This is a genomic window from Streptomyces sp. NPDC041205, from assembly GCF_055591765.1.
Genome location: NZ_JBVIZH010000002.1, coordinates 552,703 through 576,372, shown reverse-complemented (window position 1 = coordinate 576,372; position 23,670 = coordinate 552,703). Strand labels below are relative to the sequence as shown.

Sequence of the window (23,670 nt, the reverse complement as noted above, 5' to 3'; positions counted from 1 at the left end):
GTCACCTGGGCCCTAGGGCAGACGAAAACAGGAATGCGAGCACCGGTGCAAGAGATGCGGCCTCGGCGCGAAGGCAGGCAGAAGCCCTCGGCAGGTGACTCGCCGGGCGCGACCCCTCCCGCGGAGCGGGGGCCCGACGCCGCGGAGGGCACGCCGGAGTCCGGCGCGGGCACGGCTTCGCCCGCGAACACGGCTTCGCCCGCGACGAGTCTGACCTCGTCCGCGACGGGCGCCACCTCCAGCGCGGCGACGCACGCCCAGCCCGGCGGCGAGCCGACCGCGCCCACCCCCACGACGGCCACCCCCGTGCCCCCCGCACCTCCCACCCCACCCAAAGCCCGCGTCCGCAACCGCCTCATAGTGGCCGTCGCAGTCGTCGCCGCCGCCGTGGCCGGAGCCGGTGCGCCCGTCATCGTCACCGCGTCCAGCCAACTCAACGAATCGCAGAGCCTGGTGACGCTCGCCGAGCTGACCCAGCAGTCGATCACGCTCAGTCACTCCCTGGCCGACGAGCGCGACGAGGTCACCGCGTACATCGCCGCCGGACGCCCCGACGGCAAGGGCCTGTCGGAGAGCCACAGCGCGCGCGTGGACCGGAGCATCGAGGAGCTCCGCGAGGCCGCCGCCGACGCGAACACCAACACCTCCGTCACCGCCGAGCTGCGCCGCGACCTCGCCGGGCTCGCGTCCGTGCGCAGGGCCGCGCTCACCGGCAAGACCAGCGCCCTCGACGCCCACAAGGCGTACGCGAAGGCCATCGCCGAACTGCACGGCCTCACCCGTGAACTCGCCGAGAGACTCCCGCCGCGCGCGGGCTCCGGGGCCCACGCCCTCGCCGACCTCGACCACGCGGTCGACCAGGCGGGATCCGCGCGCGGCCTGCTGCTCGCCGCGCTCGCCGTGCCCCGCCCCGCGTCGACCGGCTCCACCGTCGACCCGGTCACCGGACTGCCCACCAACTCCGGCACCGGTGACAGCGAGGAGGACGGGCGCCGCGACGGCCTCAGCGCCGCCGCCCAGCAGGCCCACGTACGGGAGCTGGCCGCGCTCGCCGACTTCCTGGACACCGCGCCCGCCAAGGCCCGCGCCACCTACGAGTCCACCGTCACCGGCAACGGCGTCACGACCGCCGAGCAGTACCTGACGCGCCTCACCGACCGGCCCCGGCTCTCCACCGCCGACCAGCGCCTGGACCGCGAGAAGCTCGACAGCGCGCTGTCCGCCCGTATCGAGGCCATGCGCGGCGCCGAGAACGCGCTCGCGGACGCCCGCACCCAGAGCCTCGGCGACCTGCGCGACGACGACGTCACCGCGCTGGAGATCCGCGTCGCCCTCGTCGGCGTGCTGCTGCTCGTCGCCGTCGGCGTGTGCATGGGCACGGCCCGCTCGCTGACCCGGCCGCTCGCCGTGCTGCGCCGGGGCTCGGAGCGGGTCGCGACCGCGCCCGTGACCGAGGAGCCGGTGCGCTTCACCGGCCGCGACGACGAGTTCGCCGCGGTCGTGCGCTCCGTCAACGCGCTGCACGGCCACGCCGTCGCCCTCCAGGAACGGCTCACCACCCTGGAGGCCGACCGCAAGCACCTCGTCGGCCAGCGGCAGACGATGGCCGACGCCCGGCAGGAGATGGCCGACGAGCGCGACGCGCTGCGCGCCGAACTCGCCGAGGCCGCCGTCCATCTGGAGCGGGTGCGCCGCAGCATCCACGGCACGTTCGTGAACCTCGCGCTGCGCACGCTCGGCCTGGTCGAGCGGCAGCTCGCCGTCATCGAGAGCCTGGAGGAGCGCGAGCAGGACCCCGACCGGCTCGCCACCCTCTTCAAGCTCGACCACTTCGCCACGGTCACCCGCCGTCACAGCGAGAACCTCCTGGTCCTCGCGGGCGCCGAGCACGGCCACCAGCACGCGGGTCCGGTGCCGCTCGTCGACGTCGTACGCGCCGCCGTCAGCGAGATCGAGCGGTACGAACGCGTCCGTATCGCCACGCTGCCGCCGCACGCGCACATCGCCGGGTTCGCCGCCGACGACATCAGCCACCTGGTCGCCGAACTCCTGGAGAACGCCACCTCGTTCTCGCCGCCCGACGCCGCCGTCGAGGTGTCCGGCTGGCTCCTGGAGAACGGCGAGGTGATGCTCTCCGTGCAGGACGAGGGCATCGGCGTCGCCGCGGAGCGTCTGGACGAACTCAACGCGCGGCTCGCGGAGTTCTCCCCCGACGACGTGTACGACCAGGAGAGCGGCGACGGCCTCGGGCTCGGCCTGTACGTGGTGGCGCGGCTCGCCGCCCGGCACGGGGCGCGGGTGCGGCTGCGCGAGCAGAAACAGGGCGGGGTCGCGGCGGTCGTCGTCCTGCCCGACGGCATCCTCGCCGCCCCGCCCGCGCCCGGCGCGGTGCCCGCCGCGCGCGTCGATTCGCCGCTGGTGCAGTTGCCCGGCTCCGAGGCAGAGGCCAACTCCAATGTCCTGCCGTCCCGTTCGGACGAGCGGGACCCCCTGATCGCCGCCGCGGAGACGACTCTCGAACTCCTGGCACCGCCCGTCCCGGCCGACCACCCGGACGACGCGGAGCCGCACGCGCGGCCGGACGACGAGGTCCGGCCGGAGCAGGAGGCGCGCCCGAAGCCGGACGCGCAGTCGCCGTCGGAGCGGGACGCGGCGGTGGCGGCGGAAGAGCTGCCGGAGGAGCTCCTGGAAGAGCTCTCGGACGAGTTCCCGGACGAGCTCCCGGAGGGCGGGGGCCTTCCGGAAGCCGAGTCCGTACGGGAGCCCGAGGCGCTGTCGGGGGACGCTGACGCCCCCGTCTTCACCGCCAAGGGCCTCCCCAAGCGGACCCCGAGGATCAGCGTCACCGCCGCGAGCGCCACACCGCAGCCGCGGCCCGCCGTCGACGCCGAGGAGCTGCGGCGCAGGCTCGGCGGGTTCCAGCAGGGGGCCAACAGCGGCCGCCGCGACGTGGCGGCGGAGCTGGCCCGTGCGGAATCCCCTGAGGAAACCCGCACAGAAGCCCGTGCGGAATCCCGCACAGCGGCCCGTACAGAAGCCCGTACAGAAGAGAGTGCCGAAGGCCACCGTGCCGCAGATGTTCCGGGGGACCCAGTCGAGGAGGCAAGCAGTTGACTGCGCCCATGCGCACACCCGGTTCTTCCGCCAAGCCAGTGAAACCCGACCCGGGCACCGACCCCGCGTCGGCGTCCGGCGAACCCGTCGCCTACGGACTCAGCAGTGAGGCCAAGAACCTCCACTGGCTCCTGACCAACCTGGTCGAGGAGGTCCCCGGAATCCTCTCGGTCGCCGTCGTCTCGTCCGACGGACTCCTGCTGCTCTCCTCCGACCCCGTGCGCAACGCCGAGCGCCGCCCCGCCACCAGGCCCACCGGGCCCAGGGGTTCGAGCGCCGACCTGGCCACCATCGTGTCCGGGCTCGGCAGCCTGACCCTCGGCGCGGCCCGGCTGATGGACGGCGGCTCGGTCAAGCAGACCGTCGTCGCCATGGCCGAGGGCAGCCTCTTCGTGATGGCGATCAGCGACGGCTCACTCCTTGGCGTGCATGCGACCCCCGACTGCGACATGACGGTCGTCGCGTACCACATGGCGTTGTTCGTCGGCCGCGCCGGACACGTCCTCACGCCCGAACTCCGCAGCGAGCTGCGCCAGTCGATGGAGAACGCGTGATGAGCGCCGTGCCCGAGCTGCCCCGGCGCGGCGGCGCGCGGAAGCCGGCGCGCGTGCGCCCGTACTCGCTGACCGGTGGCCGCACCCGCTTCGGGCACGTCCTGCTCGTCGAGACGTTCGTGGCCGCCACCCCCGCCCTCGAAGCCCCCGGGGAGCGGCCCGAGCTGGGCAAGGGCGACCCGCTGAGCACCCGTGTCATGCCGGAGATGCGGGCCATCGTGGAGATCTGCCGCCGGATGCGTACGGTCGCCGAGATCTCCGCGCTCCTGAAGATGCCCCTCGGCGTGGTCCGCGTCCTGCTCAGCGACCTCGCCGACCAGGGAAAGATCCGCGTGTACGGAACGGGCCACGGCCCCGGGCAGCCGAACCGCGCACTGCTCGAAAGGGTGCTGAGTGGACTCCGCCGTCTCTGACTCCACCGTCTCCGACCCCACGATCTCCGGTTCCGCCGTCTCCGAACTCCTCGCCCGCGAAGAGGGCGTGCAGGCCTGGCAGAACGACCACACCCGCGCGCCGATCGCCACGAAGATCGTCGTCGCGGGCGGCTTCGGCGTGGGCAAGACCACGCTCGTCACCGCCGTCTCCGAGATCACGCCCCTCCAGACGGAGGCGCTGATGACGCAGGCCAGCGCGGACACCGACGATCTGAGCGCCACCCCCCAGAAGACCACGACCACGGTCGCCATGGACTTCGGCCGCATCACGCTGGACGACGACCTGGTGCTCTACCTCTTCGGCACACCGGGCCAGCAGCGCTTCTGGTTCATGTGGGACGACCTGGTGCGCGGCGCGATCGGCGCCGTGGTGCTCGCCGACACCCGCCGCCTCACCGACTGCTTCCCCGCGCTCGACTACTTCGAGAGCTGCGGACTGCCGTACGTCGTGGCCGTCAACCACTTCGAAGGCACCGAGCGGTACGAGGCCGAGGACGTCCGAGAGGCGCTGACGGTGCCCGCGCACATCCCCGTCCTGATCATGGACGCGCGGCAGCGGATCTCGGCGATCGAGTCGCTGCTCGCGCTGGTGGGGCACGCGCTGGCCCGCACCCCCGAGTAGCCCTGAACAGAAGGATCCCCATCAGCATGCGGAAGATACTCATCGTCGGAGCCGGTCAGTCCGGCCTCCAGATCGCGCTCGGACTCCAGTCGCAGGGGTACGAGGTCACCCTCATGTCCAACCGCACGGCGGACGAGATCCGGGCCGGCCGGGTCATGTCGACGCAGTGCATGTTCCACACGGCCCTCCAGCACGAGCGGGAACTGGGCCTGAACTTCTGGGAGTCCCAGGCCCCCGACATCGAGGGCGTGGGCGTCTCCGTCGCCGGCCCCGACTCGGCCCGCGTCATCGACTGGGTCGGCAGGCTCGACGGGTACGCGCAGTCGGTCGACCAGCGCGTGAAGATGGCCGGGTGGATGGAGACGTTCGCGCAGCGCGGCGGGCAGCTCGTCATCCACGGCGCGGCGGTCTCCGACCTGGACTACTTCTCCCGTACGTACGACCTGGTGCTCGTGTCCGCGGGCAAGGGCGAGCTGGTGTCCATGTTCGAGCGGGACGCCTCGCGTTCGCCGTACGACGCGCCGCAGCGGGCCCTCGCCGTCGCCTACGTCCACGGCCTCGGGCCGCGGCCCGAGCACCCCGAGTTCGACGCCGTACGCTGCAACCTCGTGCCGGGCGTCGGCGAACTCTTCGTCATGCCGACGCTCACCACGTCCGGGCGCGCCGACATCCTCTTCTGGGAAGGCGTTCCCGGCGGTCCGCTCGACGTCTTCCAAGGCGTCAAGGACCCCGGTGAGCACCTCGCCCTCACCCTCGAACTCCTGGAGAAGTTCCTGCCCTGGGAGTACGCCCGCGCCACCAAGGTCGAACTCACCGACGCCGGTGGCACGTTGGCCGGGCGGTACGCCCCTACCGTGCGCAAGCCCGTCGGGCGGCTGCCCAGCGGTGGGCTCGTCCTCGGCGTCGCCGACGTCGTCGTCGCCAACGACCCCATCACCGGGCAGGGATCCAACTCCGCGTCCAAGTGCGCCGCTTCCTATCTCTCGTCGATCGTCTCCCATGGGGAGCGGCCGTTCGACGAGGCGTGGATGCAGGGGGCTTTCGACCGTTACTGGGCCACTGCGCGGCACGTCACCAAGTGGACCAACGCCATGCTGGGCGTGCCGCCCGAGCACGTCCTCAACCTCCTCGGCGCCGCCGGCGACCTCCAGCCCGTCGCCGACCGCTTCGCCAACGGCTTCAACGATCCGGCGGACTTCGAGAACTACTTCTACGAGGCGGAGCTGGCGGAGGGGTATCTGGCGGAGGTCGCGGCTGCGTAGCCCCCGACCCCGCCCCTTCCCGATCCTGGGGCTCCGCCCCAGACCCCGCTCCTCAATCGCCGGAGGGGCTGGATCTTCCAGCCCGTCCGGCGATTGAGGAGCGGGGTGCGGAGCGCCGATCAGCGGGGGTCCGGGGGCGCGGCCCCCGGTTTCGGGAAGGGGTGGGACTGGGGCGCCCCCGCGAGGCCTACCCCGCCCACCCCCGGTCCGCCCCCTTCGTCGCCCCCGCGGGCAAGCGGGGCGGGCGGTAGTCGGAGACCGGTGTGCCCCGGGGGTCGGGGCGGACCGCGCCGAGGACGGGGTTCGCGGCGAGGGGCGAGACCTTGACGCGGGCCCCGGGCCGGGGGGCGTGGACGACCTTGCCGCGGCCGAGGTAGAGGGCGACGTGCGTGGCGCGGGGGAAGTAGACGACGAGGTCGCCGGGGCGCAGGTCCCGGAGGGGGACCCGGGGCAGCCGGGCCCACTGCTGCTGGCTGGTCCGGGGGATGCCGTGGCCCGCCACCCCCCAGGCCCGCTGGGTGAGCCCGGAACAGTCGAAGGTGGCAGGCCCCTCCGCCCCCCACTCGTACGGCTTCCCGATCTGCGCCACGGCGTACCGCAGCGCCCGCTCCCCCCGGGCGGACGGCGCCCGCCCGACCCCGGCCGGCGCCCCGAGCGCCCCGGACGCGACGAGCCGCCGCTGGGCCCGCGCGGCCCCGTCCTCCTCGGCCCGACCCAGTGCGGCCAACTCCTCGGCGGAGAGCGAGGCGAGCAGTTCCTCGACCTCCTTGAGCCGGGTCCGCACGGCGTCCCGGGCGGTCCGCTGCCGCTGGGCGAGGGCCTCCTGGGTGGCGAGGGCGCGGCGGGCCGCGCGGGCGAGGCCGGCGGCCTTCTTCTCGCCGTCGACGAGCCGGGTGACGGTGGCGGCCCGCTCGGCGGCTGCGCGGCGCAGGACGTGTCGCTGGTCCAGGGCGCCCTGCGGATTCCGGGCGAGGAGGAGGCGTACGTAGGAGGAGATCTCGATGGTGCCGTGCTGGTACTGCTGGCGGGCGAGGCGGCCGGCCGCGCCTCTGCCGTCGTGCGCGGAGGCGCGGGCCCGCGCGAGGCTGCGGTTGAGGCCGGTGACCTGGCGGCGCTGGTCGGTGAGCTTCTCCTCGGTCGCGTTGTACGTCTCCGTGGACTCCTCGGCCTTGCGGTACAGGCGCTGAAGGTCCGTCAGGAGTTCGGCGACGGAGCGGTTGCCGGGGGCGGGGGCGGGGGCCGCGTGTGCGGGTGCGGCGTGCGGGGTCAGGGGGGTGGCGGTGAGCAGCGCGGAGAGTGCGGATCCGGTGCACGCCCAGCGCAGCAGCCTTCCTGACATGTCATCACCTCCCGGTGTGGGGCGGGGGGTCCGCCCGTGCACCGTGAGCATGGGATGGCGGGGTGTGGGGCGCGCGGTGGCGGTGGGCGGTTGGCGCAATGAGGTCACCCGTCCAGGGGTTCGCGGCGCGGCGGGTTGCACCTGGCGTCGGCGTCGGTGGTCGTCGGGGGCGGGCCCTGCGGGGCTTTCCCCAATCCCGCCCCTTCCCGGCTGTGTCGATTTGCGGCTCCGCCGCGTGGGGGGGCTCCGCCCCAGACCCCGCTCCTCAAACTCCCCCGAGCTCTTAACGAGCAGGGGACCCCCACGAGGGGCTGGAAGATACCCGGCAGGGGCTGAGAGTTGCCCGGCAGGGGCTGGAGCTACGCCCCGGGGCCGTCCGCGTCCGTCCCGGCCGTCCGCCCAGGACCTGGCTTCGACCACGGCCACTTCAAGTTCCGGAAACCCCCCTCGCCCCCGCCGCCCCCGGCGTCGTACTCGTACTTCCAGCCGGGGTGGAGGCCGAAGCGGCGGGCGGTGCCCGCTGCCACGCGGCGGTAGACGAGGATCGTGGGCTCGCCGCCCGCGTCGTCGGGGACGGGGACGCGGTAGACCTTCGGGGGGTGGCCGGTCGGGCCGAGGAGGACGGGCAGGACGCGGCCGTCCAGGGGGCCGCCCACGAAGGGGGTCTCTTCACTCTTCACGGCACCAGTGTCTCCCCGGCGACCCGACCGCGCGGCCACGGCGGTCCGCGCGTCCCCGCAGCCCGCGCGTCCCCTAGAGCAGGTGGCCCGCCTCCGCCACCACCGGAAGGACCCGGCGCGCCAGCTCGCCCACCGCGCCCTCCGGTGTCTCCAGGGAGAGGGCGTGGCGGACCATGGCGGCGGTCTGCGGGTCGCGGCCCGCCGTGGCCGTGATGTGGGCGACGAACTGTTCGACGAGCCATGCGCGCAGCTCGTCCAGGGGCGGTTGCTTGTCCTCGTCGAGCCAGATGAGGGAGGCGGCCTCGACGGCGGTGATCCACATGCGGACGGTCATGCGGAGCCGGGGGCTCGGCGGCTCGGGGAGTTCCATGTGGGCGAGGATGTGCTCGGCGGCGGCGCGGCGGACGCCGTCGACGATGGCGGTGGTGCGGGAGGTCTCGATGACGCTGCCGCCCTGGAGCAGCGCGCTGAACCCGGTGTCGTGCTCGTCGACGAAGGCGAGGTACCGGTCGAGGGCACGGCCGAGGCGCCGCGTGAGCGGGCCGTCCTGCGGTTCGGCGAAGCACTGTTCCAGCTCGTCGGCGGCCGTGCGCAGCGCCGCTTCGTACAACTGCTGCTTGCCGCCGGGGAAGTAGCGGTACACCAGGGGCCGCGAGACCCCGGCGGCCTCCGCGACGTCGTCGAGGGAGACCTCTTCGGGCGCGCGGTGCGCGAAGAGGTTGAGGGCGGCGTCGAGGAGCTGGCTCTTGCGCTCCTCGACGCTGAGGCGCCGGTACGCGCGGGTGGGGCCGACGGCTTGGGTCATGTCCCGCAGCGTAACCGTGTTTTCGTACGAAGAGTCGGGTGCGGGGGCACCCCGGGGCCCGGGGCGGCCGGGAGCGGGCGGGAGCGCGCGGCGGGCTACGCGAGCAGGCCCGAGGACTTCCACAGCCGCCTGCCCGCCCCGCGCAGCACGCCGATGTCGTCCAGGAAGTCCGTCAGCCGCTTCGCGCCGGACTGCATGACCTCGCGCCGGTGGCCGCTCGCCTTGACCTGGGCGACGGCCTCGCGGCGGTCCAGGCCGACGTTCGTGTACACCTGCGGGTTGACGAAGGCGATGGAGAAGACGCGGGCCGCCTCGCCGCTGCTGACGCGGGTCAGCTCGCGCTCCCAGCGGGGCGCGGTCACCATCTGGCGGCGCAGCTCCTCGCGGGCGTAGCGGACATGGCGGGCCTCCTCCACGACGTGGATGCGGGTGACGCCGCGCACGAGGGTCTGCACGCGCTCGTCGGGGAACGTCAGGCGCTGCATCCAGTCCAGGATCTCCTCGCCGAGGAGGGTGCAGGCGAAGGACCCCGGGGTGGTGGAGACGGTCTTGAGGACGCGGGCGAGGTTGTGGTTGAGCTTGGTGACGGGGTACGTCGGTGCCCCGCCCTTCTCGATCATGCGGGCGAACATCATCGAGTGGCGGCACTCGTCGGCGATCTCCGTGAGCGCGTACCGGACGTGCGCGCTGGTCACGGACTTGTCGTAGATGTGCCGCACGAGCAGCTGCATGAGGATGATCTCGAACCAGATGCCGAGCGAGGCCAGTGAGGCCGCCTCGTGGCGGGCGAGGTCGTGGCGCTGCTCCTCGGACATCCGCCTCCACAGCGGGGTGTCGTAGAGCGAGACCAGCTCCGGCGGCCAGAACCACTTGCCGTCCTCGACGGGCGCGTCCCAGTCCAACTCCTTGTCGGGGTCGAAGGAGTGCTTGGCCGAGGACTCGAGGAGTCGCTGGGCCACCTGTTCGCGGTCCTTGAGCAGGCCGAGCGCGTCCCGCAGACCCGCGAGTTCGCTGTCCTCGGTCACGGTCGTCATGAGATCTCCTGCTCCTCGTGTGCTCTCGCAAGCGGGTTACCGGGGGTCACGACTTATGAGACTGCTTGTCAGCAAGGCCGTCAATCCCTTGCGCACGACTTGTTGACCCCGCGTCTACCACCGTGTGAGCCTGCCAAGGAGCCACCCCTGTGCGGCGGTCGCGCGGCAGCGGGGGCCGCCGAGACCCGCGAGGAGCCGTCAGTGTCCACACGCGATCTGTACGTCAACGCAGGCCGGGAGAGCGGCACCAGCCAGGGAACGGACGGCGGGGGAGACCTCGCCTGGACGGTGCCCGCGACCGGAGCGGCCCGCTTCAGCTGGGAGTACGGCGAGGGCCGCGAACGCCTCCTGAACCTCTACCAAAAGGGCAAGGACAAGCAGTGGGACGGCGCCAAGCGCATCGCCTGGGACCTCGAAGTCGACCCGCTTGACCCGCTCGGCACCCCCGACGAGGCCATGTCGATCTACGGCACCCGGTACTGGGACCTGATGTCCCCCGCCGAGCGCGGCGAACTGCGCAAGCACTATGCCTCCTGGCAGTTCAGCCAGTTCCTGCACGGCGAGCAGGGCGCGATGGTGTGCGCGGCCCGCATCGTGGAGTCCGTCCCCGACCTCGACGCGAAGTTCTACTCCGCGACCCAGACCATGGACGAGGCCCGGCACGCCGAGATCTACAGCCGCTTCCTGCACGAGAAGATCGGCATGCTCTACCCGATCAACGACAACCTGCGGGCGCTGCTCGGCGACACGCTGCGCGACTCCCGCTGGGACATGCCCTACCTCGGCATGCAGGTCCTCATCGAGGGCCTCGCCCTGGCCGCCTTCGGCATGATCCGCGACACCACCGACAAGCCGCTGCCCAAGCAGATCCTCGCGTACGTCATGCAGGACGAGGCCCGGCACGTGGCCTTCGGGCGGATGGCGCTGCGCGACTACTACAAGCAGCTCACCGACGCCGAACTGCGTGAACGCGAGGAGTTCGTCATCGAGGGCTGCTACCTGATGCGCGACCGGCTGCGCGGCGTCGAGGTCCTGGAGAACTTCGGCATCCCGCTCAAGGACGCCGAGGAGTGCAGCGAGCGCTCCGAATACCTCCAGCTCTTCCGGCAGTTGCTGTTCAGCCGCATCGTGCCGTGCGTCAAGGACATCGGCCTGTGGGGCAAGCGGCTCCAGCAGGCGTACGTCGACATGGGCGTGTTCGAGATGGGCGACTCCAACCTCGACCAGCTGATGGCGCAGGACGAGGAGATCGCGGAGAAACTCGACGCCGAGCGCTTCGCGGCGGAGGAGCACGAGCGGGTCGCGGAGGTCTCCGAGGCGATCGCCTCCGGCGCCGCCGACGGCTAACCGCCGAGCTGGGCCGTGGTGTTCGCCCCGTCCAGCGCCTCGCGCACGATGTCCGCGTGCCCGGAGTGCTGCGCCGTCTCGCGCAGCAGGTGCAGCACGATCCGGCGCACGGACCAGCGCGGTACGACCCCGGGCTGCCACGGCGCCTCCGGCAGCGGCACGACGCGGTCGAGCCCGGCGCGCTCCACCGCCTCGTCGGTCGCCCGCGCCGCCTCCTCGTACGCCGCCACCAGGTCGGGCACGCGCGCGCCGCGCGGCATCTCGTACTGCTCCACGTCGAACATCGAGGGCGGTGCCTCGCCGGTCCCGCTGCTCAGGACGTGCGTCCAGTTGCGCTCGCCGTGCGTGAGGTGGTTCAGGATGCCGCCGAGCGTCAGCTCGCTGACGGTGGACCGGGCGGCGGCCTGCTCGTCGGAGAGGCCGCGCACGGCGATGAGGAGGGTGCGGCGCTGCTCGCGCAGGGCGTTCAGGAGTTCCTGGGTTTCGGTCATGCGGCCACGCTAGGCGCCAAATAGGACAGATTCGGTCCTGTTCGGCGGCGGTGTCGGCACCGCGCGCCTCAGCGCAGCGCCGCCTCCATCACCGCCTTCGCGACCGGCGCCGCGCTGCCCCCGCCGCTGATGTCCGAGCGGTCCGCCGACGCGTCCTCGACGACGACCGCGACCGCCACGGACGGCTCCGCGTCGCCCGGCTTCTGGGCCCAGGCGATGAACCAGGCGTACGGGGTGCCGGTGTTGCCGATGCCGTGCTGGGCCGTGCCCGTCTTGCCGCCCACGGTCACGCCCTCGATCGCCGCGTTGCGGCCCGTGCCCTTCTCGACCACGTCCGTCATCAGCTCGCGCAACTGCACGGCCGTGCCCGGGTTCATCGCCTGCCGGAGCGTCCGGGTGCCGTTCGTCGCCACGGTGTCGCCGTCGTCGGTCGTCGTCCGGTCCACCAGGTACGGCGCCTTGACCGAGCCGCCGCTCGCCACGGCCGCCGAGACCATCGCCATCTGCAAGGGCGTGGCGCGCGTGTCGTACTGGCCGATGGCGGACAGGGCGAGCTGCGCGTCGTCCATCGCGGTGTCGAAGGTGCTGGTGGCGACCGGCGACGGGATCCGCAGGCCGGAGGTGTCGAAGCCGAACTTCTTCGCCGTGCCCGCCATGGCGTCCTGGCCGGTGTCGACGCCGAGCTTGGCGAAGACGGTGTTGCAGGACCACTGGAAGGCGTACCGCAGGCTGGCGTTCGCGCACCCCTCGACCTCGTTGGCCAGGCTCGTCGTGGTGCCCGGCAGGGTGTACGGGTCGGGCGACTTCGTGTCCGCGTCCAGGTCGGTGACCTCGCCCGCGTCGAGCGCGGCCGCCGCCGTCACCACCTTGAACGTCGAGCCCGGCGGATAGGTCCGGCTGAGCGCCCGGTTGAGCATCGGCTTGTCCGGGTCGGCGTTGAGCCCGGCCCAGGCCCCGGTCACGGCGCTGCCCGTGCCCGCCAGGCGCTCGGGGTCGTACGACGGCGTGGACACCAGCGCGAGGATCTCGCCGGTGGCCGGGTCGAGGGCGGCCACGGCGCCCTTCTTGCCGCCGAGCCCGGCGTACGCGGCGCGCTGCACGGCCGCCTTGATGGTGGTGACGACCTCGCCGCCCGGGTTCTGGGCGCGGGTGATGTCGTTCCACAGGGGCAGCGGGGCGAGCATGGGGTCGGTGCCGGAGAGGATGTCGTCCTCGGCGTGCTCCAGGAACGTGGTGCCGTACACCTGTGAGGCGAAGCCGGTCACCGGGGCGTACAACGGGCCGTTGCGGTACGTCCGTTCGTAGCGGAGCTGCTCGCCGGTGTCCTTGGAGCCCGTCACGGGCTCGCCGTCCACCAGGATGTCGCCGCGCGGCTGGTCGAAGCGGGTGATGGCGGTACGGCGGTTGGCGGGGTTGTCGTCGTACGCCCGGGAGTCGACGACCTGCACCCGGGTCGCGTTCACGAGCAGGGCCACGAGCAGCAGCGCGCAGAACGCGGCGGCGTGGCGGATGTGTCGGGTCACGCCCGGACCTCCTCGGACACCGGCACCGGCTGGGCGCGCGCCGAGTCGCTGACCCGGATCAGGAGCGCCACGATGATCCAGTTCGTGACGACCGACGAACCGCCCTGCGCCAGGAACGGCATGGCCATCCCGGTCAGCGGGATCAGCCCCGTCACCCCGCCCGCGATCACGAACACCTGGAGCGCCACGATCGACGCGAGCCCGATCGCGAGCAGCCGCCCGAACGGGTCACGCAGCGCGAGCCCCGCCCGGAAGCCGCGCTCCACGAGCAGGGCGTACAGCAGGAAGATCGCCGCGAGCCCGGTCAGACCCAGCTCCTCGCCGGCCGTCGCCAGGATGAAGTCCGACTTCGCGGCGAAGCCGATGAGGATGGAGTGCCCGAGCCCGAGGCCGCTGCCGAGCAGGCCCCCGGCCGCGAACGCGAAGAGCGACTGGGCGAGCTGGTTCGGCCCCTGGCCCGCCTCGATCGACGCGAACGGGTGCAGCCAGTCCTCGACGCGGCCGTGCACGTGCGGCTCAAGGGAGCCCACCGCGAACGCCCCGACCGCCGCGAGCAGCAGGCCGACGGCGATCCAGCCGGTGCGGCCGGTGGCGACGTACAGGAGGATCACGAAGAGCCCGAAGAACAGCAGCGACGTGCCGAGGTCGCGCTCCAGGACGAGCACGCCGACGCTCAGCAGCCAGATCGCCACGATCGGCCCGAGCACCCGCCCGGTGGGCAGTTGCAGCCGCTTGAACCTCCACACGGTGCGGCCCGCGTACGCCAGGGCGGTGCGGTTGGCCGCGAGGTAGCTGGCGAAGAACACCGCGAGCAGGATCTTCGCGAACTCGCCGGGCTGGATGGAGAATCCGCCGATCCGGATCCAGATGCGGGCACCGTTCACCGCCGGGAAGAAGATGGGCACGATCATGAGGACCAGCGCGGTGACCACGGACAGGTAGGCGTAGCGCTGGAGCACGCGGTGGTCGCGCAGGAACAGCACGGCGACGATGAACAGGCCGACGCCGATCGTCGACCAGACGAGCTGCGTGGGCGCCGCCCGGTCGCCGGGCGTCTCCAGGTCGAGCCGGTAGATGAGCACCAGGCCGAGGCCGTTGAGCAGCACCGCGATCGGGAGCAGCAGCGGATCGGCGTACGGGGCGCGCAGCCGCACCGCCCCGTGGGCGAGGAGCGCGAGCACCCCGAGCCCGGCGCCGTAACCGGCGGCGCCGGGCGGGACGGAACCGTCGTGGGCGAGCCCCACCGCGCAGTAGCCGTAGACCGAGAGCAGCACGGCCACGACGATCAGCGCCAGCTCGGTGCCGCGGCGCCGCGGGACGTGGACAGTGGCGACGGTGGCGGGCTCCGACGCTGTTCCGGTCATGCCCGGAACGTAGCAAGCTGCGAGCCTAATGTCCGGTTATGTCGCCGGTGTCCTGGTCAGCACCAGCGCGGCGCGGGCCCGATGTTGGCGATGTAGTGCGCGGCGCCCCAGGCCCAGGTGCCGTCGGTGAGCAGGTACCAGCGGTCGTTGTGGTGCACGTACTCGCCGCGCGCCTTGCAGAAGATGTGCACGACCTTGCCGTACGGCTCGCTCCGGATGACTTTGCTGCCACGCGTCGGGGCGTCCCGCAGGAGCAGCCCGGTCTTGGCGGTGACCCGGCCCTTGTAGACCGGCGGATCGTTGTTCGCGTCGTCGGCGGCGGCGCCGGGTGCGGCGGTGAGCACGGTCGTGGCGGCGAGGGCGCCGCCGGCCACGAGTATGGAGAGACGGGTGGTGACGGCGGAGCGGGAACGAAGGGTCATGGGGCCTCCTCGGCAGAGCGGAACGGGAAGACACGACCGGCCAAAGGCCGTGATTTCACGCTATGAGCGACACAGGGAGTCCGCAAACGATCACAGGGGGTGAAGGAGGGCCCGTCCGGCGTTCGAGGACGAGCAAGGCCGAAGGCCGCGACTCAGGGGTGCGCCGACGCCGGGGTCAACCGACGTCCTCCACGTCGCCCGAGGCGACTTCGTGGGGGAGGGTGAGCACGGCCACCGCCCCGCCCGGCTCGGCCGCGTTGGAGAACACCAGCCGCGCCCCCAGCACCTCCGCCTGCCCAAGAGCAATGGTCAGCCCCAGCCCGTGCCCCTTGGTGGTCCCCTCCGTACGGAACCGCTGAGGCCCGTGCTCGATGAGGTAGTCCGGGAACCCGGGCCCGTGATCCCGAACGGTGATCACCGGCCCGTCGACGGTCAAGGAAACCGGCGGAGCCCCGTGCTTCAGGGCGTTCCCGACCAGATTCCCCAGCACCCGCTCAAGCCGCCGCCCATCCGTCTCGACCACGATGTCCCGTACGACCAGCAGCTCCACCTCGGCCCCCGAAGCCCGCACGACACGTTCGGCCAGGGGAGCGAGGCGGACCGCGTCGAGGTCGACGCGTTCGTTGCGTGAGTCGAGGCGCGAGATCTCCAGGAGGTCCTCGGTGAGTGTGCGCAGCGTCGCCACCCGGTCCTGGACCAACTCGGTGGGACGGCCCGGCGGCAGCAGCTCGGCGGCGGCGTGCAGCCCGGTCAGCGGCGTCCGCAGCTCGTGCGCGACATCCGCGGTGAACCGCTGCTCGCTCAGGAGCTTGCCCTGGAGCGACGACGCCATCGTGTCCAGGGCGCCCGAGACGGTGGCCACCTCGTCCTGGTGGCGCCCTTCGTCGTGGGTGCGGGGGTCGTTGACGCGCGCGTCCAGGTCGCCCGCGCTGATGCGGCGCGCGACCCGGGCGGTCTGGTGCAGCCGCCGGGTCACCCGCGTCACCGCGAACGAGCCGACGAGCAGCGTCGCCCCGATGGCCAGCACCGACGAGCCGACGATGGCCCGGTCGAGCCCGTCGATGGTGCGGGCGCCCTGCGCGTAGTCGACCTGTACGGCGATGGCCCGCCCGCCGTCCGCGGGGCCCGCCGCCCACACGGTGGGCCGTTCGTCGTGGTCGCCGACCATCGTGCCGCGCTCCCCGCCCACCGCGAGGTCGCGCAGCCGCCGCGGCAGGCCGGGCGGGTCGACGCCCGCCCCCGGGCCGAGCCGCCCGCCCGCCTCGTACTGCTTGGTGGCGTCGTCGAGCCGGGCCAGGGCGCGCTCGCGGGCCTGGCCGACGGTCTGGTTGGTCACCGCGACATGGACGAGCACGCCGAGCAGCGCCGCCAGCGCGCAGCACATGACGGCGATGAACACCGCGGCCTTCCAGGTCAGCGTCGCGGTCCAGGCGGGCAGCCGGAACGGCAGCCGGGGCGGGCGCGGCAGCCGGGACCCGCGGGCGCGGGGCCGGGCACCGGCTTCGCCGCGGGGCGCGCCCCCGGGCTCGGCGCGGCCGGTCACGAACCCTCGCCCGGACGGGCGTCGGCGCTCGGACCGGCGGTCGGCGTGGGAGTCTCGCCCGGCCCCGACGTCTCGCCCGGCCCCGACGTCTCGCCCGGCCCCGGCGTCTCGCCCGGGCCGGGGCCCGCGCCCGGGTCGGCCTCGGTCAGGGCGGGCGCCTGACTGCGGGCGCCCTTGGGGCGGGGCGCGTCGGACGAGCGCAGGATCTCGTCGCGGGTGGGCAGCATCGCGCGCTGGTGCCGGTCCCAGGACCAGGCCGTGCGGTACTCGTAGCCGGGGATGCCGGAGACCGCGCGCACCACCAGGTCGCGCCCGGCGAGCTCCACGCCGAGCACCGCGTCGGAAGTGCCCATGATCTGGGTGAGGTGCCCCTTCTCCATCGCGTAGACGCGGACGGCGAGCTGCTCCTCGGGCATGCGGATGCCGACGACGAGGTCGTCCTTCCCGTCGCCCGTGAAGTCCCGGTAGTACGCCTTGAGGACCGGGCAGTCCTTGGGCTCGCTGCCGCATTCCTTGAGGGCCTCGACGGTTTCCTTGTAGAGCCCGTCGGGCCCGCTGTAGACGTCGGGGTTCGCGGCCACCTCGGCCCTGACGATGGCGACGGGGTTCACCTTGTGCAGATCGCCGCCGGGCACCTTGACGCCCTCGACCTCCTCGGTGTCCGCCTCGCCGTAGTCACCGACCGGCGAGGACGCGGGCGGCAGGTCCGGCCACAGCCGGGTGGGGCCGACGGCCGTCGGAGTGGCGCCCGCGCCCCGCAGGTCGCCGGGGTCGCCGCAGCCCGCCGCCAGCGCGGTCGCGGCCAGCGCGAGGGCGCCCGCGGCGAGCGCGCGTCGGCGGGCGGGCCTGGGGCGGCGCGGCCTGCGGCTGCGGTTCAACTGGCACTCCTGCTCGCGGGGGCCGGGTGCGGGGCTGCGGCACGGGGCCGGGGGTGCCCGGGCGCGGCCTCACCGCACGAGGTCGGCGTAGAGAATGATGTTGTCGGTCCGGTGACCGTCCTTGATCGGGCCGCCGCAGGTCAGCAGGCGCAGCTCCGGGCGGTCGGTCGCCCCGTACACCTTATGGGTTGGAAAGTCTTCCTTGCCGACCTGCTGAATCTCGCGCACCTTGAACGTCGCCGTGGAGCCGTCCGCCCGCGGCACCATGACGCGGTCGCCGACCCGCACCTTCGCGACGTTCCGCAGCAGCGCGGGACCGCCCGCCGTGTCGTAGTGCGCGACCACGACCGCCGCACCCTTCTGACCAGGGGTGACGCCCCCCGTCCACCAGCCGGGGAGCTCCGCCTTCGAAGCCGGAGGCACCTGCAGCGCCCCGTCCTCGCCGATACCGAGGTCCAGCATCCCCTTCGCGTCCACGCCCGCCGCCGGGATCCGCAGACCCGTCGGCCTGGACTCCGCCATCGGGGGCGGCGCCTGCTTGGCCCGCGTGGCCGTGACGTTCTTGACGTTCACGTCGGGGGCGGGGTCGCCGGACCCGCCGCCCTGCCCGCAGGCGATGAGGCCGACGCCGATGGCGGCGGTGAGGGCCGCGGCGGCGGCGAGGCGGCGGGTGCTGCGGCGGGGCGGGTGCGGGTGGTTCGAAGGGCTCGGGCGACTCGGACGGCTCGGGTGGGCTTCCTGCTCGGCCTCGCCGGGAGTGGGGGTGTGCACGGGGGCTCCTTGGGGGTGTGCCGGTCAGGCGTCCGTGCGCCCGCGGCGCATCATCGCGAAGCCGAGCCCCGCCGCGCCCGCGGCCGCCATGGCCCCGCCCGCCACGATGAACGCGGGATCCCCGGCGTCCCGCACCCCGGTGGCGCCCGCCTTGACGCCGCCCTCGGGGGCGGCGGCCACGTCGTCGGCGAGGCGGGCCGGGGTGACCGTGGCGGGGGAGTGCGCGGCGGCGGGGGAAGGGGCGTCGGCGAAGGCGGCCGTGGCCGGGAGCAGCAGCGCGCCGCCGACGAGCGCGGTGACGGCGGCGGTACGGAGGGCCGGGGTGCGGCGACGGTTGCTCACGGTACGTTCCTTGCGCTCTGCGGCGGGCAGTGACAAGGACGACGCTAGGTGTCCGCCGTTGCGGCGGTTCGGCGACTTTGTAACAGGGGGCCATAGCTGTGCGAGCGGTGCTGTTACGGGATGGGCGGGGACATGGCGGATGGACCCGCCCGGGGTGGCGAACACTGGGCGAATCGCCCTCGACTTCCGCGAAGCGCCGTCAGCTTCTTGCCGAGGCGGTGCCCGGGCTGCTCCCATGGTCATGGGGTGATGGGGCATGAGCGGACTGCGTGTCGTACCGGCCTGGAGGCACGGTCAGGAGCGGCTCTACGTATGCAGGCCGGACGGCGGGAGCGTGGCCTGGTACGACAGGGACACAGCCCGTGTGAACCTGCTGAGCGCCGACCGCGAGGCCGATGTCCTCGACGCACTCGGCCCGTTCCTGACGGGCAACGTGACGGTCGGACCACCGCCCGTCCCCACCCCAGCGGAGCTGGCCCGGCTCACCCTCCACCCGGACGACGACCTCGCCCCGAACCGGCCCGGCGAGGCCTTGCGCGTCGACCTGGACCGCGACCCGCCGCCCGCGCGCAAGCTGCGGTCCGACCCCCGGCACCGGGCGCTCGCGGCGCAGACCGCGGTCGGCGACGCCCTCGACCGCCTGGACGCGGTCGGCTGGCACACCCTGCACTCGGTCGGCCTCCCCGGCGGCCGCCGCTTGGACCATCTGCTGATCGGCCCCGGCGGGCTGTTCTGCGTCCGGGCGTTATCGGCCCGCAGGCAGCGCGTGCGGGTGGCCGATCCGATGGTGGCCGTGGGGCGCGGCCAGGCGGGGCCCCTGCTGCGGGAGCTGCGGGCGGACGCCGGGCGGGCGTCGTTCGCGCTGACGGCGGAGGTGCGGGCGGTCCTCGTGCCCGTGGGGGCGGTGGACGTGGAGGTCGCGGCGCCGCCCCGGGAGGTGCGGGTGCTGCTCGAAGAGGACCTGCCGGCGCTGGCCCGCACGGGCGGGGTCCTCAAACCGGCGGACGTCGAGGCACTGCACGCGCTGGCCCGCGACCGCCGGACGTGGAACCGGGTCTGACCGGGGCGGAGGGCCGGGGCTCAGCCTCGCGTTGACAGCATCCCGCCTGACCGGGCGTGGCCCCCGGCTCACCCCGGCGGCGGCAGCACCCCGCCCCGCTCCGGGTCGAGCAGCGGCCCGAGCAGATCCCCGTACCGCTCCAGGCGCGCCCCGACGTCGGTCGCCAGGAAGACGAGCAGCCCCGGATCCCGCCGCTCCCGGCACGCCTCCACCTCGTCCCAGGTCACCGGCGTGGACACGGTCGGCTCGGCCCGCGCCCGCAGGGTGTAGGGCGTCGCCGTGGTCTTCGCCGCCGCGTTCTGGCTGAAGTCGACGAACACCTTCCCCGGCCGCAGGCTGCGCGTCATCCGGTGCACCACCAGGCGCGGCAGCGCCTGCTCGGCGGCCACGGCCAGCCCTTTCGCGTACGCCGTGACGTCCCCGCTGGGCGTCGGCCGCAGCGGCGCGAGCACGTGCAGACCCTTGCTGCCGGACGTCTTGACGTACACCGGGAACCCGTCGGCCACCAGCCGCTCCCGCAGCCACAGCGCCGCCTCGCAGGCCTCCACGACGGTCGCGGGCGGCCCGGGGTCGAGGTCGAGCACGAGCCGGTCGGCGAGCCCGGGCGCGTCCGTCCGCCACTGCGGGGTGTGGAACTCGGTGACCAGGTTGGCCGCCCACATCAGCGTCGCCAGGTCCTGTACGACGATCTGCCGCGAGACCCCGTCCGACCGCCGCACCTCGGCCGTCCGCACCCAGGCGGGCGTACCCGGCGGCACGTTCTTGGCGAAGAACCGCTGCCCGTCGGGCCCGTCCGGGAAGCGCAGGAAGGACACGGGCCGGTCGCGCAGGTGGGGGAGCAGGGCGCCCGCGGCGGTGGCGTAGTAGTGCAGCACCTCGCCCTTGGTGAAGCCGCTCTCCGCGTACAGGACCTTGTCGAGATTGCTGAGCGCGAGCCTTCGCCCCTCCACCTCGGTGATGGGCGTCATACGATGAGAATCCCATGAAACCGTGACGAAAGCCCCGCTGTCGCTTTCCCGGCTGCCGAAAGGTGCTCCACATGCGGTCCATATGGAACGGCGCCATCTCCTTCGGCCTGGTCAGCATCCCGATCAAGCTCGTGAACGCCACGGAGAACCACTCGATCTCCTTCCGCCAGATCCACACGGAGGACGGCGGCCGCATCCGCTACCGCAAGGTGTGCGAGCTGGAGGACCGCGAGGTCACGGCCGCGGAGATCGGCAAGGGGTACGAGGACGCGGACGGCTCGATCATCCCGATCACGGAGGACGACCTGGCCGCCCTGCCCATCCCGACCGCGAAGACCATCGAGATCGTCGCGTTCGTCCCGGCCGACCGCATCGACCCCCTCCAGATGGACACCGCGTACTACCTGTCGGCCAACGGAGTCCCCGCCGCCAAGCCGTACACCCTCCTGCGCGAGGCGCTGAAGCGCAGCCGGAAGGTGGCCATCGCCAAGTTCGCCCTGCGCGGCCGCGAACGGCTCGGCATGCTGCGGGTCGTGGACGACGTGATCGCGATGCACGGCCTGCTCTGGCCGGACGAGATCCGCGCCACCGACTCCGTCGCGCCGGACACCGAGGTCACGGTCCGCGACGCCGAACTGGACCTGGCCGACGCCCTGATGGACACCCTCGGCGAGGTGGACCTCGACTCCCTGCACGACGACTACCGCACGGCCGTGGAGGAGATGATCGCCGCGAAGGTCGAGGGCGGCGGGACCTACACCCCCGCCCCGGCGGCCGAGCCGGGCGGCGGCAAGGTCATCGACCTGATGGCGGCCCTGGAGAACAGTGTCCGGGCGGCACGGACGGCCCGCGGTGAGAAGTCCGGGGCGGAGCCGGACCAGGAGGCCGAGGTGACCTCCCTGCGCTCGCGCGGCTCCCGTACCTCCCGCACCGCGAAGTCCGCGGCCGGGAAGGCGACCGCCGCCCGCAAGTCGTCCCCGGCGGCCCCCAAGCAGGTGGGCGGCAAGAAGTCGACGGCCAAGACCGCGTCGAAGTCCAAGGCCGCGGCCCCGAAGAAGAGCACGGCGAAGAAGACGGCGTCGGGCACGGCGGCCACCAAGTCCACGGCGAAGAAGGCCGCGTCGAAGAAGTCGGCGACGCCGAAGAAGACGGCGACGAAGAGGGCGTCGGCGTAAGAGGGCGGCTGCCACCGCGAACACGCGCTCTCACCGCGAACACGCGGCTCCCACCCTGAACAAACCGTCACCCTGAACAAACCGTCACCGTGAACAACCCCACCCCCTCCCGCCGACTGGCCACCGCGCCGAACCCGGCGGCGCGGGCCCACCCCTCCGTCTCGGCGACGTCCCGGCACTTCATCACCCACAACTGGCCGTCCCTGTTGGGCAGGACGTTGGCGATGAAGTCGAGCTGGGGATGGCGGGTCTGGGTGGTGAAGACGAGGGTGCCGCCCGGCGCGAGCAGTCCGCGGAGGCGCTCGATGGAGGCGCGGATGACGTCGTCGTCGAGCAGCAGCTCGTAGAGCCCGGACACCACGATGACGTCCGGGGCGCCCGCGTCCGGCTCCTTGGGGTCGAGCGCGTCCCCCGTCTCGTACGAGATGTTGGTGATCCCGCGCTCCTGGGCGAGCCGCTCGCCCTGCCGCAGCCCTGCCACGGCGAGGTCCCGGCACAGCACGCGCACCCGCCGGGGCCCGTGCGCGGCGGCCAGGTCCTGGAGGTAGCGCCCGGGCCCGGCGGCGACGTCGAGGACGAGGACCTCGCGGTCGGGTCGCGCGCCGAGCTGCTCCCGCAGCACGTCCTGGAGCAGCTCGCGCCGGGCGCGGATGGCGCGCCAGCCGACGGCGTTCAGATAGACGCGGTCGACGAGTCGCCCGAGCCCGAGGACGCCGTGCGCACGGTTCACGTACACGTAGTCCAGCATGGTGCCGCTGTCGAAGCCGTGCCGATAGCCGATCCGGACACCGCGCGAGGACCGTCCGACGGTGCTCAACAGGCCACGCATCACTGCCCACTTGAGGTTGCGCAGAGGTTTCGTCATGCCCGCAAGAGTCGTGTCGCGGGCCGGCGGCGGACATCCGCAGGAGTACTCGGAGTCACCTGAGTACGAACGCCACCGCCCGACATCGGCATCCGCCTGACGTCCGCGACACGCCGCCCACTTGCTAGGTTGCGAGTTGATCGCACGGCCGAACGGCCCAAGCACCGCAGGAGGTCCCCGTGTCAGGCTCCGACCCCAGACTCGAATCGTCCGCCGAGATACGCGCGCGGATCGACACGAGCAAGCCGCACTCGGCACGCTTCTGGAACTACTTCGTGGGCGGCAAGGACAACTACGAGAAGGACCGCGAGCTGGGCGACCAGATCAAGGAGATCTTCCCGGGCCTGGTGGACGTGGCCCGCACCAGCCGCCACTTCCTCGGCCGGGCCGTCCGCCACCTGGCGGGGGAGCAGGGGATCCGCCAGTTCCTCGACATCGGCACGGGCCTGCCGACCGCGGACAACACGCACGACGTGGCCCAGCGCGTCGCCCCCGACGCCCGCATCGTGTACGTGGACAACGACCCGCTGGTCCTGGCCCACGCCCGCGCGCTCCTGACGAGCACGCCGGAGGGCGTCACGTCGTACATCGACGCGAACATGTACGAGCCGGAGGCCATCCTGGCGGCCGCGGGGGAGACCCTCGACCTCTCCCAGCCGGTGGCCCTGATGATCCTGAACACCCTCGGCCACGTGTCCTCGTACGAGGAGGCGCGCGACCTCGTGAGCCGCCTGATGGCAGGACTCCCGTCCGGCAGCTACCTGGTGATCAGCGACTCGACGTCCACGAGCGAGGGCATGATCGCGGCGTCGGACGCGTACAACAAGAGCGGCGCGATCCCCTACTACGTCCGCAGCGTCGAGGAGATCACCGGCTTCTTCGACGGCCTCACCCTCACCGACCCCGGCGTGACCCAGGTCACCCGCTGGCGCCCGGACCCCACCACGGACACCACAGTCGCGGCCGACGCCTACGCGGGCGTGGCCCGCAAGCCCTGACCCTCCGCCTTTCACCCCACCCGCACCCCGCCCCGGGGTGCCCCGGACGGCCCTCCCCCAACCCGTCCGAGGCACCCCG

At 73.0% G+C, this 23,670-nt stretch carries 23 protein-coding genes; 9 read left to right on the top strand and 14 right to left on the bottom strand.

The window, feature by feature from the left end; genetic code table 11:
- The first annotated feature begins 54 nt into the window (after positions 1 to 54).
- Genes ACZ6BG_RS09530 through ACZ6BG_RS09510 form a run of 5 tightly spaced genes read left to right on the top strand, consistent with a single transcriptional unit; the run spans position 55 to position 5,986 of the window.
- Positions 55 to 3,114 carry a sensor histidine kinase gene (locus ACZ6BG_RS09530; RefSeq protein WP_469000167.1) on the top strand — a complete coding sequence of 1,020 codons (3,060 nt, stop codon included), beginning with the start codon at positions 55 to 57 and terminating at the stop codon, positions 3,112 to 3,114.
- Positions 3,115 to 3,122: 8 nt separating this feature from the next.
- Positions 3,123 to 3,668: a roadblock/LC7 domain-containing protein gene (locus tag ACZ6BG_RS09525; RefSeq protein ID WP_468999097.1), complete on the top strand. Its 546-nt coding sequence runs from the start codon at positions 3,123 to 3,125 to the stop codon at positions 3,666 to 3,668.
- Positions 3,668 to 4,081, top strand: a complete 414-nt coding sequence (locus ACZ6BG_RS09520) for a DUF742 domain-containing protein (protein ID WP_468999095.1) — start codon at positions 3,668 to 3,670, stop codon at positions 4,079 to 4,081. Before ACZ6BG_RS09525 ends, ACZ6BG_RS09520 begins: the two co-directional genes overlap by 1 nt.
- A complete protein-coding gene (locus ACZ6BG_RS09515; protein WP_468999091.1) occupies positions 4,062 to 4,724 on the top strand; it encodes a GTP-binding protein in 663 nt (220 codons plus the stop codon). Before ACZ6BG_RS09520 ends, ACZ6BG_RS09515 begins: the two co-directional genes overlap by 20 nt.
- Positions 4,725 to 4,750: 26 nt before the next feature.
- Entirely contained in the window at positions 4,751 to 5,986 is a 1,236-nt protein-coding gene (locus tag ACZ6BG_RS09510) for a styrene monooxygenase/indole monooxygenase family protein (RefSeq protein WP_468999088.1), read from the top strand.
- A 187-nt stretch (positions 5,987 to 6,173) separates the two neighbouring features.
- On the opposite strand, the gene ACZ6BG_RS09505 is transcribed toward ACZ6BG_RS09510, so the two are convergent.
- The 4 genes from ACZ6BG_RS09505 to ACZ6BG_RS09490 form a co-directional block, all read right to left on the bottom strand.
- Complete coding sequence (locus ACZ6BG_RS09505) at positions 6,174 to 7,325, bottom strand: C40 family peptidase (protein ID WP_468999086.1); 1,152 nt, start codon at positions 7,323 to 7,325, stop codon at positions 6,174 to 6,176.
- 359 nt (positions 7,326 to 7,684) lie between these two features.
- Positions 7,685 to 8,005, bottom strand: a complete 321-nt coding sequence (locus ACZ6BG_RS09500) for a hypothetical protein (RefSeq protein ID WP_468999084.1) — start codon at positions 8,003 to 8,005, stop codon at positions 7,685 to 7,687.
- A gap of 73 nt (positions 8,006 to 8,078) precedes the next feature.
- Positions 8,079 to 8,810 carry a TetR/AcrR family transcriptional regulator gene (locus ACZ6BG_RS09495; RefSeq protein ID WP_468999082.1) on the bottom strand — a complete coding sequence of 244 codons (732 nt, stop codon included), beginning with the start codon at positions 8,808 to 8,810 and terminating at the stop codon, positions 8,079 to 8,081.
- A gap of 95 nt (positions 8,811 to 8,905) precedes the next feature.
- Positions 8,906 to 9,844, bottom strand: coding sequence for an AurF N-oxygenase family protein (locus tag ACZ6BG_RS09490; protein WP_468999078.1), 939 nt, complete (start codon positions 9,842 to 9,844; stop codon positions 8,906 to 8,908).
- Between the two features lie 201 nt (positions 9,845 to 10,045).
- Between ACZ6BG_RS09490 and ACZ6BG_RS09485 the strand changes: the two genes are divergently transcribed.
- Positions 10,046 to 11,191 carry a ferritin-like domain-containing protein gene (locus ACZ6BG_RS09485; protein ID WP_468999076.1) on the top strand — a complete coding sequence of 382 codons (1,146 nt, stop codon included), beginning with the start codon at positions 10,046 to 10,048 and terminating at the stop codon, positions 11,189 to 11,191.
- Here ACZ6BG_RS09485 and ACZ6BG_RS09480 read toward each other — a convergent pair.
- From ACZ6BG_RS09480 to ACZ6BG_RS09445, 8 genes are all read right to left on the bottom strand, one after another.
- Positions 11,188 to 11,682, bottom strand: a complete 495-nt coding sequence (locus ACZ6BG_RS09480; RefSeq protein ID WP_468999073.1) for a DinB family protein — start codon at positions 11,680 to 11,682, stop codon at positions 11,188 to 11,190. The genes ACZ6BG_RS09485 and ACZ6BG_RS09480 overlap by 4 nt on opposite strands.
- Positions 11,683 to 11,750: 68 nt before the next feature.
- A complete protein-coding gene (locus ACZ6BG_RS09475; RefSeq protein ID WP_468999071.1) occupies positions 11,751 to 13,205 on the bottom strand; it encodes a penicillin-binding transpeptidase domain-containing protein in 1,455 nt (484 codons plus the stop codon).
- Entirely contained in the window at positions 13,202 to 14,569 is a 1,368-nt protein-coding gene (locus tag ACZ6BG_RS09470; protein WP_468999069.1) for an FtsW/RodA/SpoVE family cell cycle protein, read from the bottom strand. Before ACZ6BG_RS09470 ends, ACZ6BG_RS09475 begins: the two co-directional genes overlap by 4 nt.
- Before the next feature lie 56 nt (positions 14,570 to 14,625).
- Positions 14,626 to 14,991 carry an SH3 domain-containing protein gene (locus ACZ6BG_RS09465; RefSeq protein ID WP_468999065.1) on the bottom strand — a complete coding sequence of 122 codons (366 nt, stop codon included), beginning with the start codon at positions 14,989 to 14,991 and terminating at the stop codon, positions 14,626 to 14,628.
- 175 nt (positions 14,992 to 15,166) lie between these two features.
- Complete coding sequence (locus ACZ6BG_RS09460) at positions 15,167 to 16,375, bottom strand: ATP-binding protein (RefSeq protein ID WP_469000164.1); 1,209 nt, start codon at positions 16,373 to 16,375, stop codon at positions 15,167 to 15,169.
- A 155-nt stretch (positions 16,376 to 16,530) separates the two neighbouring features.
- A complete protein-coding gene (locus tag ACZ6BG_RS09455; RefSeq protein ID WP_468999063.1) occupies positions 16,531 to 17,412 on the bottom strand; it encodes a hypothetical protein in 882 nt (293 codons plus the stop codon).
- 69 nt (positions 17,413 to 17,481) lie between these two features.
- A complete protein-coding gene (locus ACZ6BG_RS09450; RefSeq protein ID WP_469000161.1) occupies positions 17,482 to 18,045 on the bottom strand; it encodes a class F sortase in 564 nt (187 codons plus the stop codon).
- A 162-nt stretch (positions 18,046 to 18,207) separates the two neighbouring features.
- Positions 18,208 to 18,525: a hypothetical protein gene (locus tag ACZ6BG_RS09445; protein ID WP_468999061.1), complete on the bottom strand. Its 318-nt coding sequence runs from the start codon at positions 18,523 to 18,525 to the stop codon at positions 18,208 to 18,210.
- 256 nt (positions 18,526 to 18,781) lie between these two features.
- Between ACZ6BG_RS09445 and ACZ6BG_RS09440 the strand changes: the two genes are divergently transcribed.
- The gene (locus ACZ6BG_RS09440; RefSeq protein ID WP_468999059.1) at positions 18,782 to 19,585 is read left to right on the top strand and encodes a nuclease-related domain-containing protein; all 804 of its coding nucleotides are present in this window, start codon (positions 18,782 to 18,784) and stop codon (positions 19,583 to 19,585) included.
- Between the two features lie 68 nt (positions 19,586 to 19,653).
- Here the strand turns inward: ACZ6BG_RS09440 and ligD are convergent, their stop codons facing one another.
- Entirely contained in the window at positions 19,654 to 20,553 is a 900-nt protein-coding gene (gene ligD, locus ACZ6BG_RS09435) for a non-homologous end-joining DNA ligase (protein WP_468999056.1), read from the bottom strand.
- A gap of 71 nt (positions 20,554 to 20,624) precedes the next feature.
- Between ligD and ku the strand changes: the two genes are divergently transcribed.
- Positions 20,625 to 21,728: a non-homologous end joining protein Ku gene (gene ku, locus ACZ6BG_RS09430; RefSeq protein ID WP_468999053.1), complete on the top strand. Its 1,104-nt coding sequence runs from the start codon at positions 20,625 to 20,627 to the stop codon at positions 21,726 to 21,728.
- Between the two features lie 67 nt (positions 21,729 to 21,795).
- Here ku and ACZ6BG_RS09425 read toward each other — a convergent pair whose 3' ends face one another.
- Entirely contained in the window at positions 21,796 to 22,593 is a 798-nt protein-coding gene (locus ACZ6BG_RS09425; protein WP_468999050.1) for a class I SAM-dependent methyltransferase family protein, read from the bottom strand.
- 179 nt (positions 22,594 to 22,772) lie between these two features.
- On the opposite strand from ACZ6BG_RS09425, the gene ACZ6BG_RS09420 reads away from it, so the two are divergent.
- Positions 22,773 to 23,591 (top strand): SAM-dependent methyltransferase, encoded by an 819-nt coding sequence (locus tag ACZ6BG_RS09420; RefSeq protein ID WP_468999047.1) that lies wholly within the window; start codon positions 22,773 to 22,775, stop codon positions 23,589 to 23,591.
- Positions 23,592 to 23,670 lie beyond the last annotated feature (79 nt).

Coding starts and splice junctions, on each gene's coding strand:
- ACZ6BG_RS09530 (WP_469000167.1), top strand. CDS start 55: ATGCGGCCTCGGCGCGAAGGCAGGCAGAAGCCCTCGGCAGGTGACTCG.
- ACZ6BG_RS09525 (WP_468999097.1), top strand. CDS start 3,123: ATGCGCACACCCGGTTCTTCCGCCAAGCCAGTGAAACCCGACCCGGGC.
- ACZ6BG_RS09520 (WP_468999095.1), top strand. CDS start 3,668: ATGAGCGCCGTGCCCGAGCTGCCCCGGCGCGGCGGCGCGCGGAAGCCG.
- ACZ6BG_RS09510 (WP_468999088.1), top strand. CDS start 4,751: ATGCGGAAGATACTCATCGTCGGAGCCGGTCAGTCCGGCCTCCAGATC.
- ACZ6BG_RS09505 (WP_468999086.1), bottom strand. CDS start 7,325: ATGTCAGGAAGGCTGCTGCGCTGGGCGTGCACCGGATCCGCACTCTCC.
- ACZ6BG_RS09495 (WP_468999082.1), bottom strand. CDS start 8,810: ATGACCCAAGCCGTCGGCCCCACCCGCGCGTACCGGCGCCTCAGCGTC.
- ACZ6BG_RS09490 (WP_468999078.1), bottom strand. CDS start 9,844: ATGACGACCGTGACCGAGGACAGCGAACTCGCGGGTCTGCGGGACGCG.
- ACZ6BG_RS09480 (WP_468999073.1), bottom strand. CDS start 11,682: ATGACCGAAACCCAGGAACTCCTGAACGCCCTGCGCGAGCAGCGCCGC.
- ACZ6BG_RS09470 (WP_468999069.1), bottom strand. CDS start 14,569: ATGACCGGAACAGCGTCGGAGCCCGCCACCGTCGCCACTGTCCACGTC.
- ACZ6BG_RS09465 (WP_468999065.1), bottom strand. CDS start 14,991: ATGACCCTTCGTTCCCGCTCCGCCGTCACCACCCGTCTCTCCATACTC.
- ACZ6BG_RS09460 (WP_469000164.1), bottom strand. CDS start 16,375: ATGTGCTGCGCGCTGGCGGCGCTGCTCGGCGTGCTCGTCCATGTCGCG.
- ACZ6BG_RS09440 (WP_468999059.1), top strand. CDS start 18,782: ATGAGCGGACTGCGTGTCGTACCGGCCTGGAGGCACGGTCAGGAGCGG.
- ligD (WP_468999056.1), bottom strand. CDS start 20,553: ATGACGCCCATCACCGAGGTGGAGGGGCGAAGGCTCGCGCTCAGCAAT.
- ku (WP_468999053.1), top strand. CDS start 20,625: ATGCGGTCCATATGGAACGGCGCCATCTCCTTCGGCCTGGTCAGCATC.
- ACZ6BG_RS09425 (WP_468999050.1), bottom strand. CDS start 22,593: ATGACGAAACCTCTGCGCAACCTCAAGTGGGCAGTGATGCGTGGCCTG.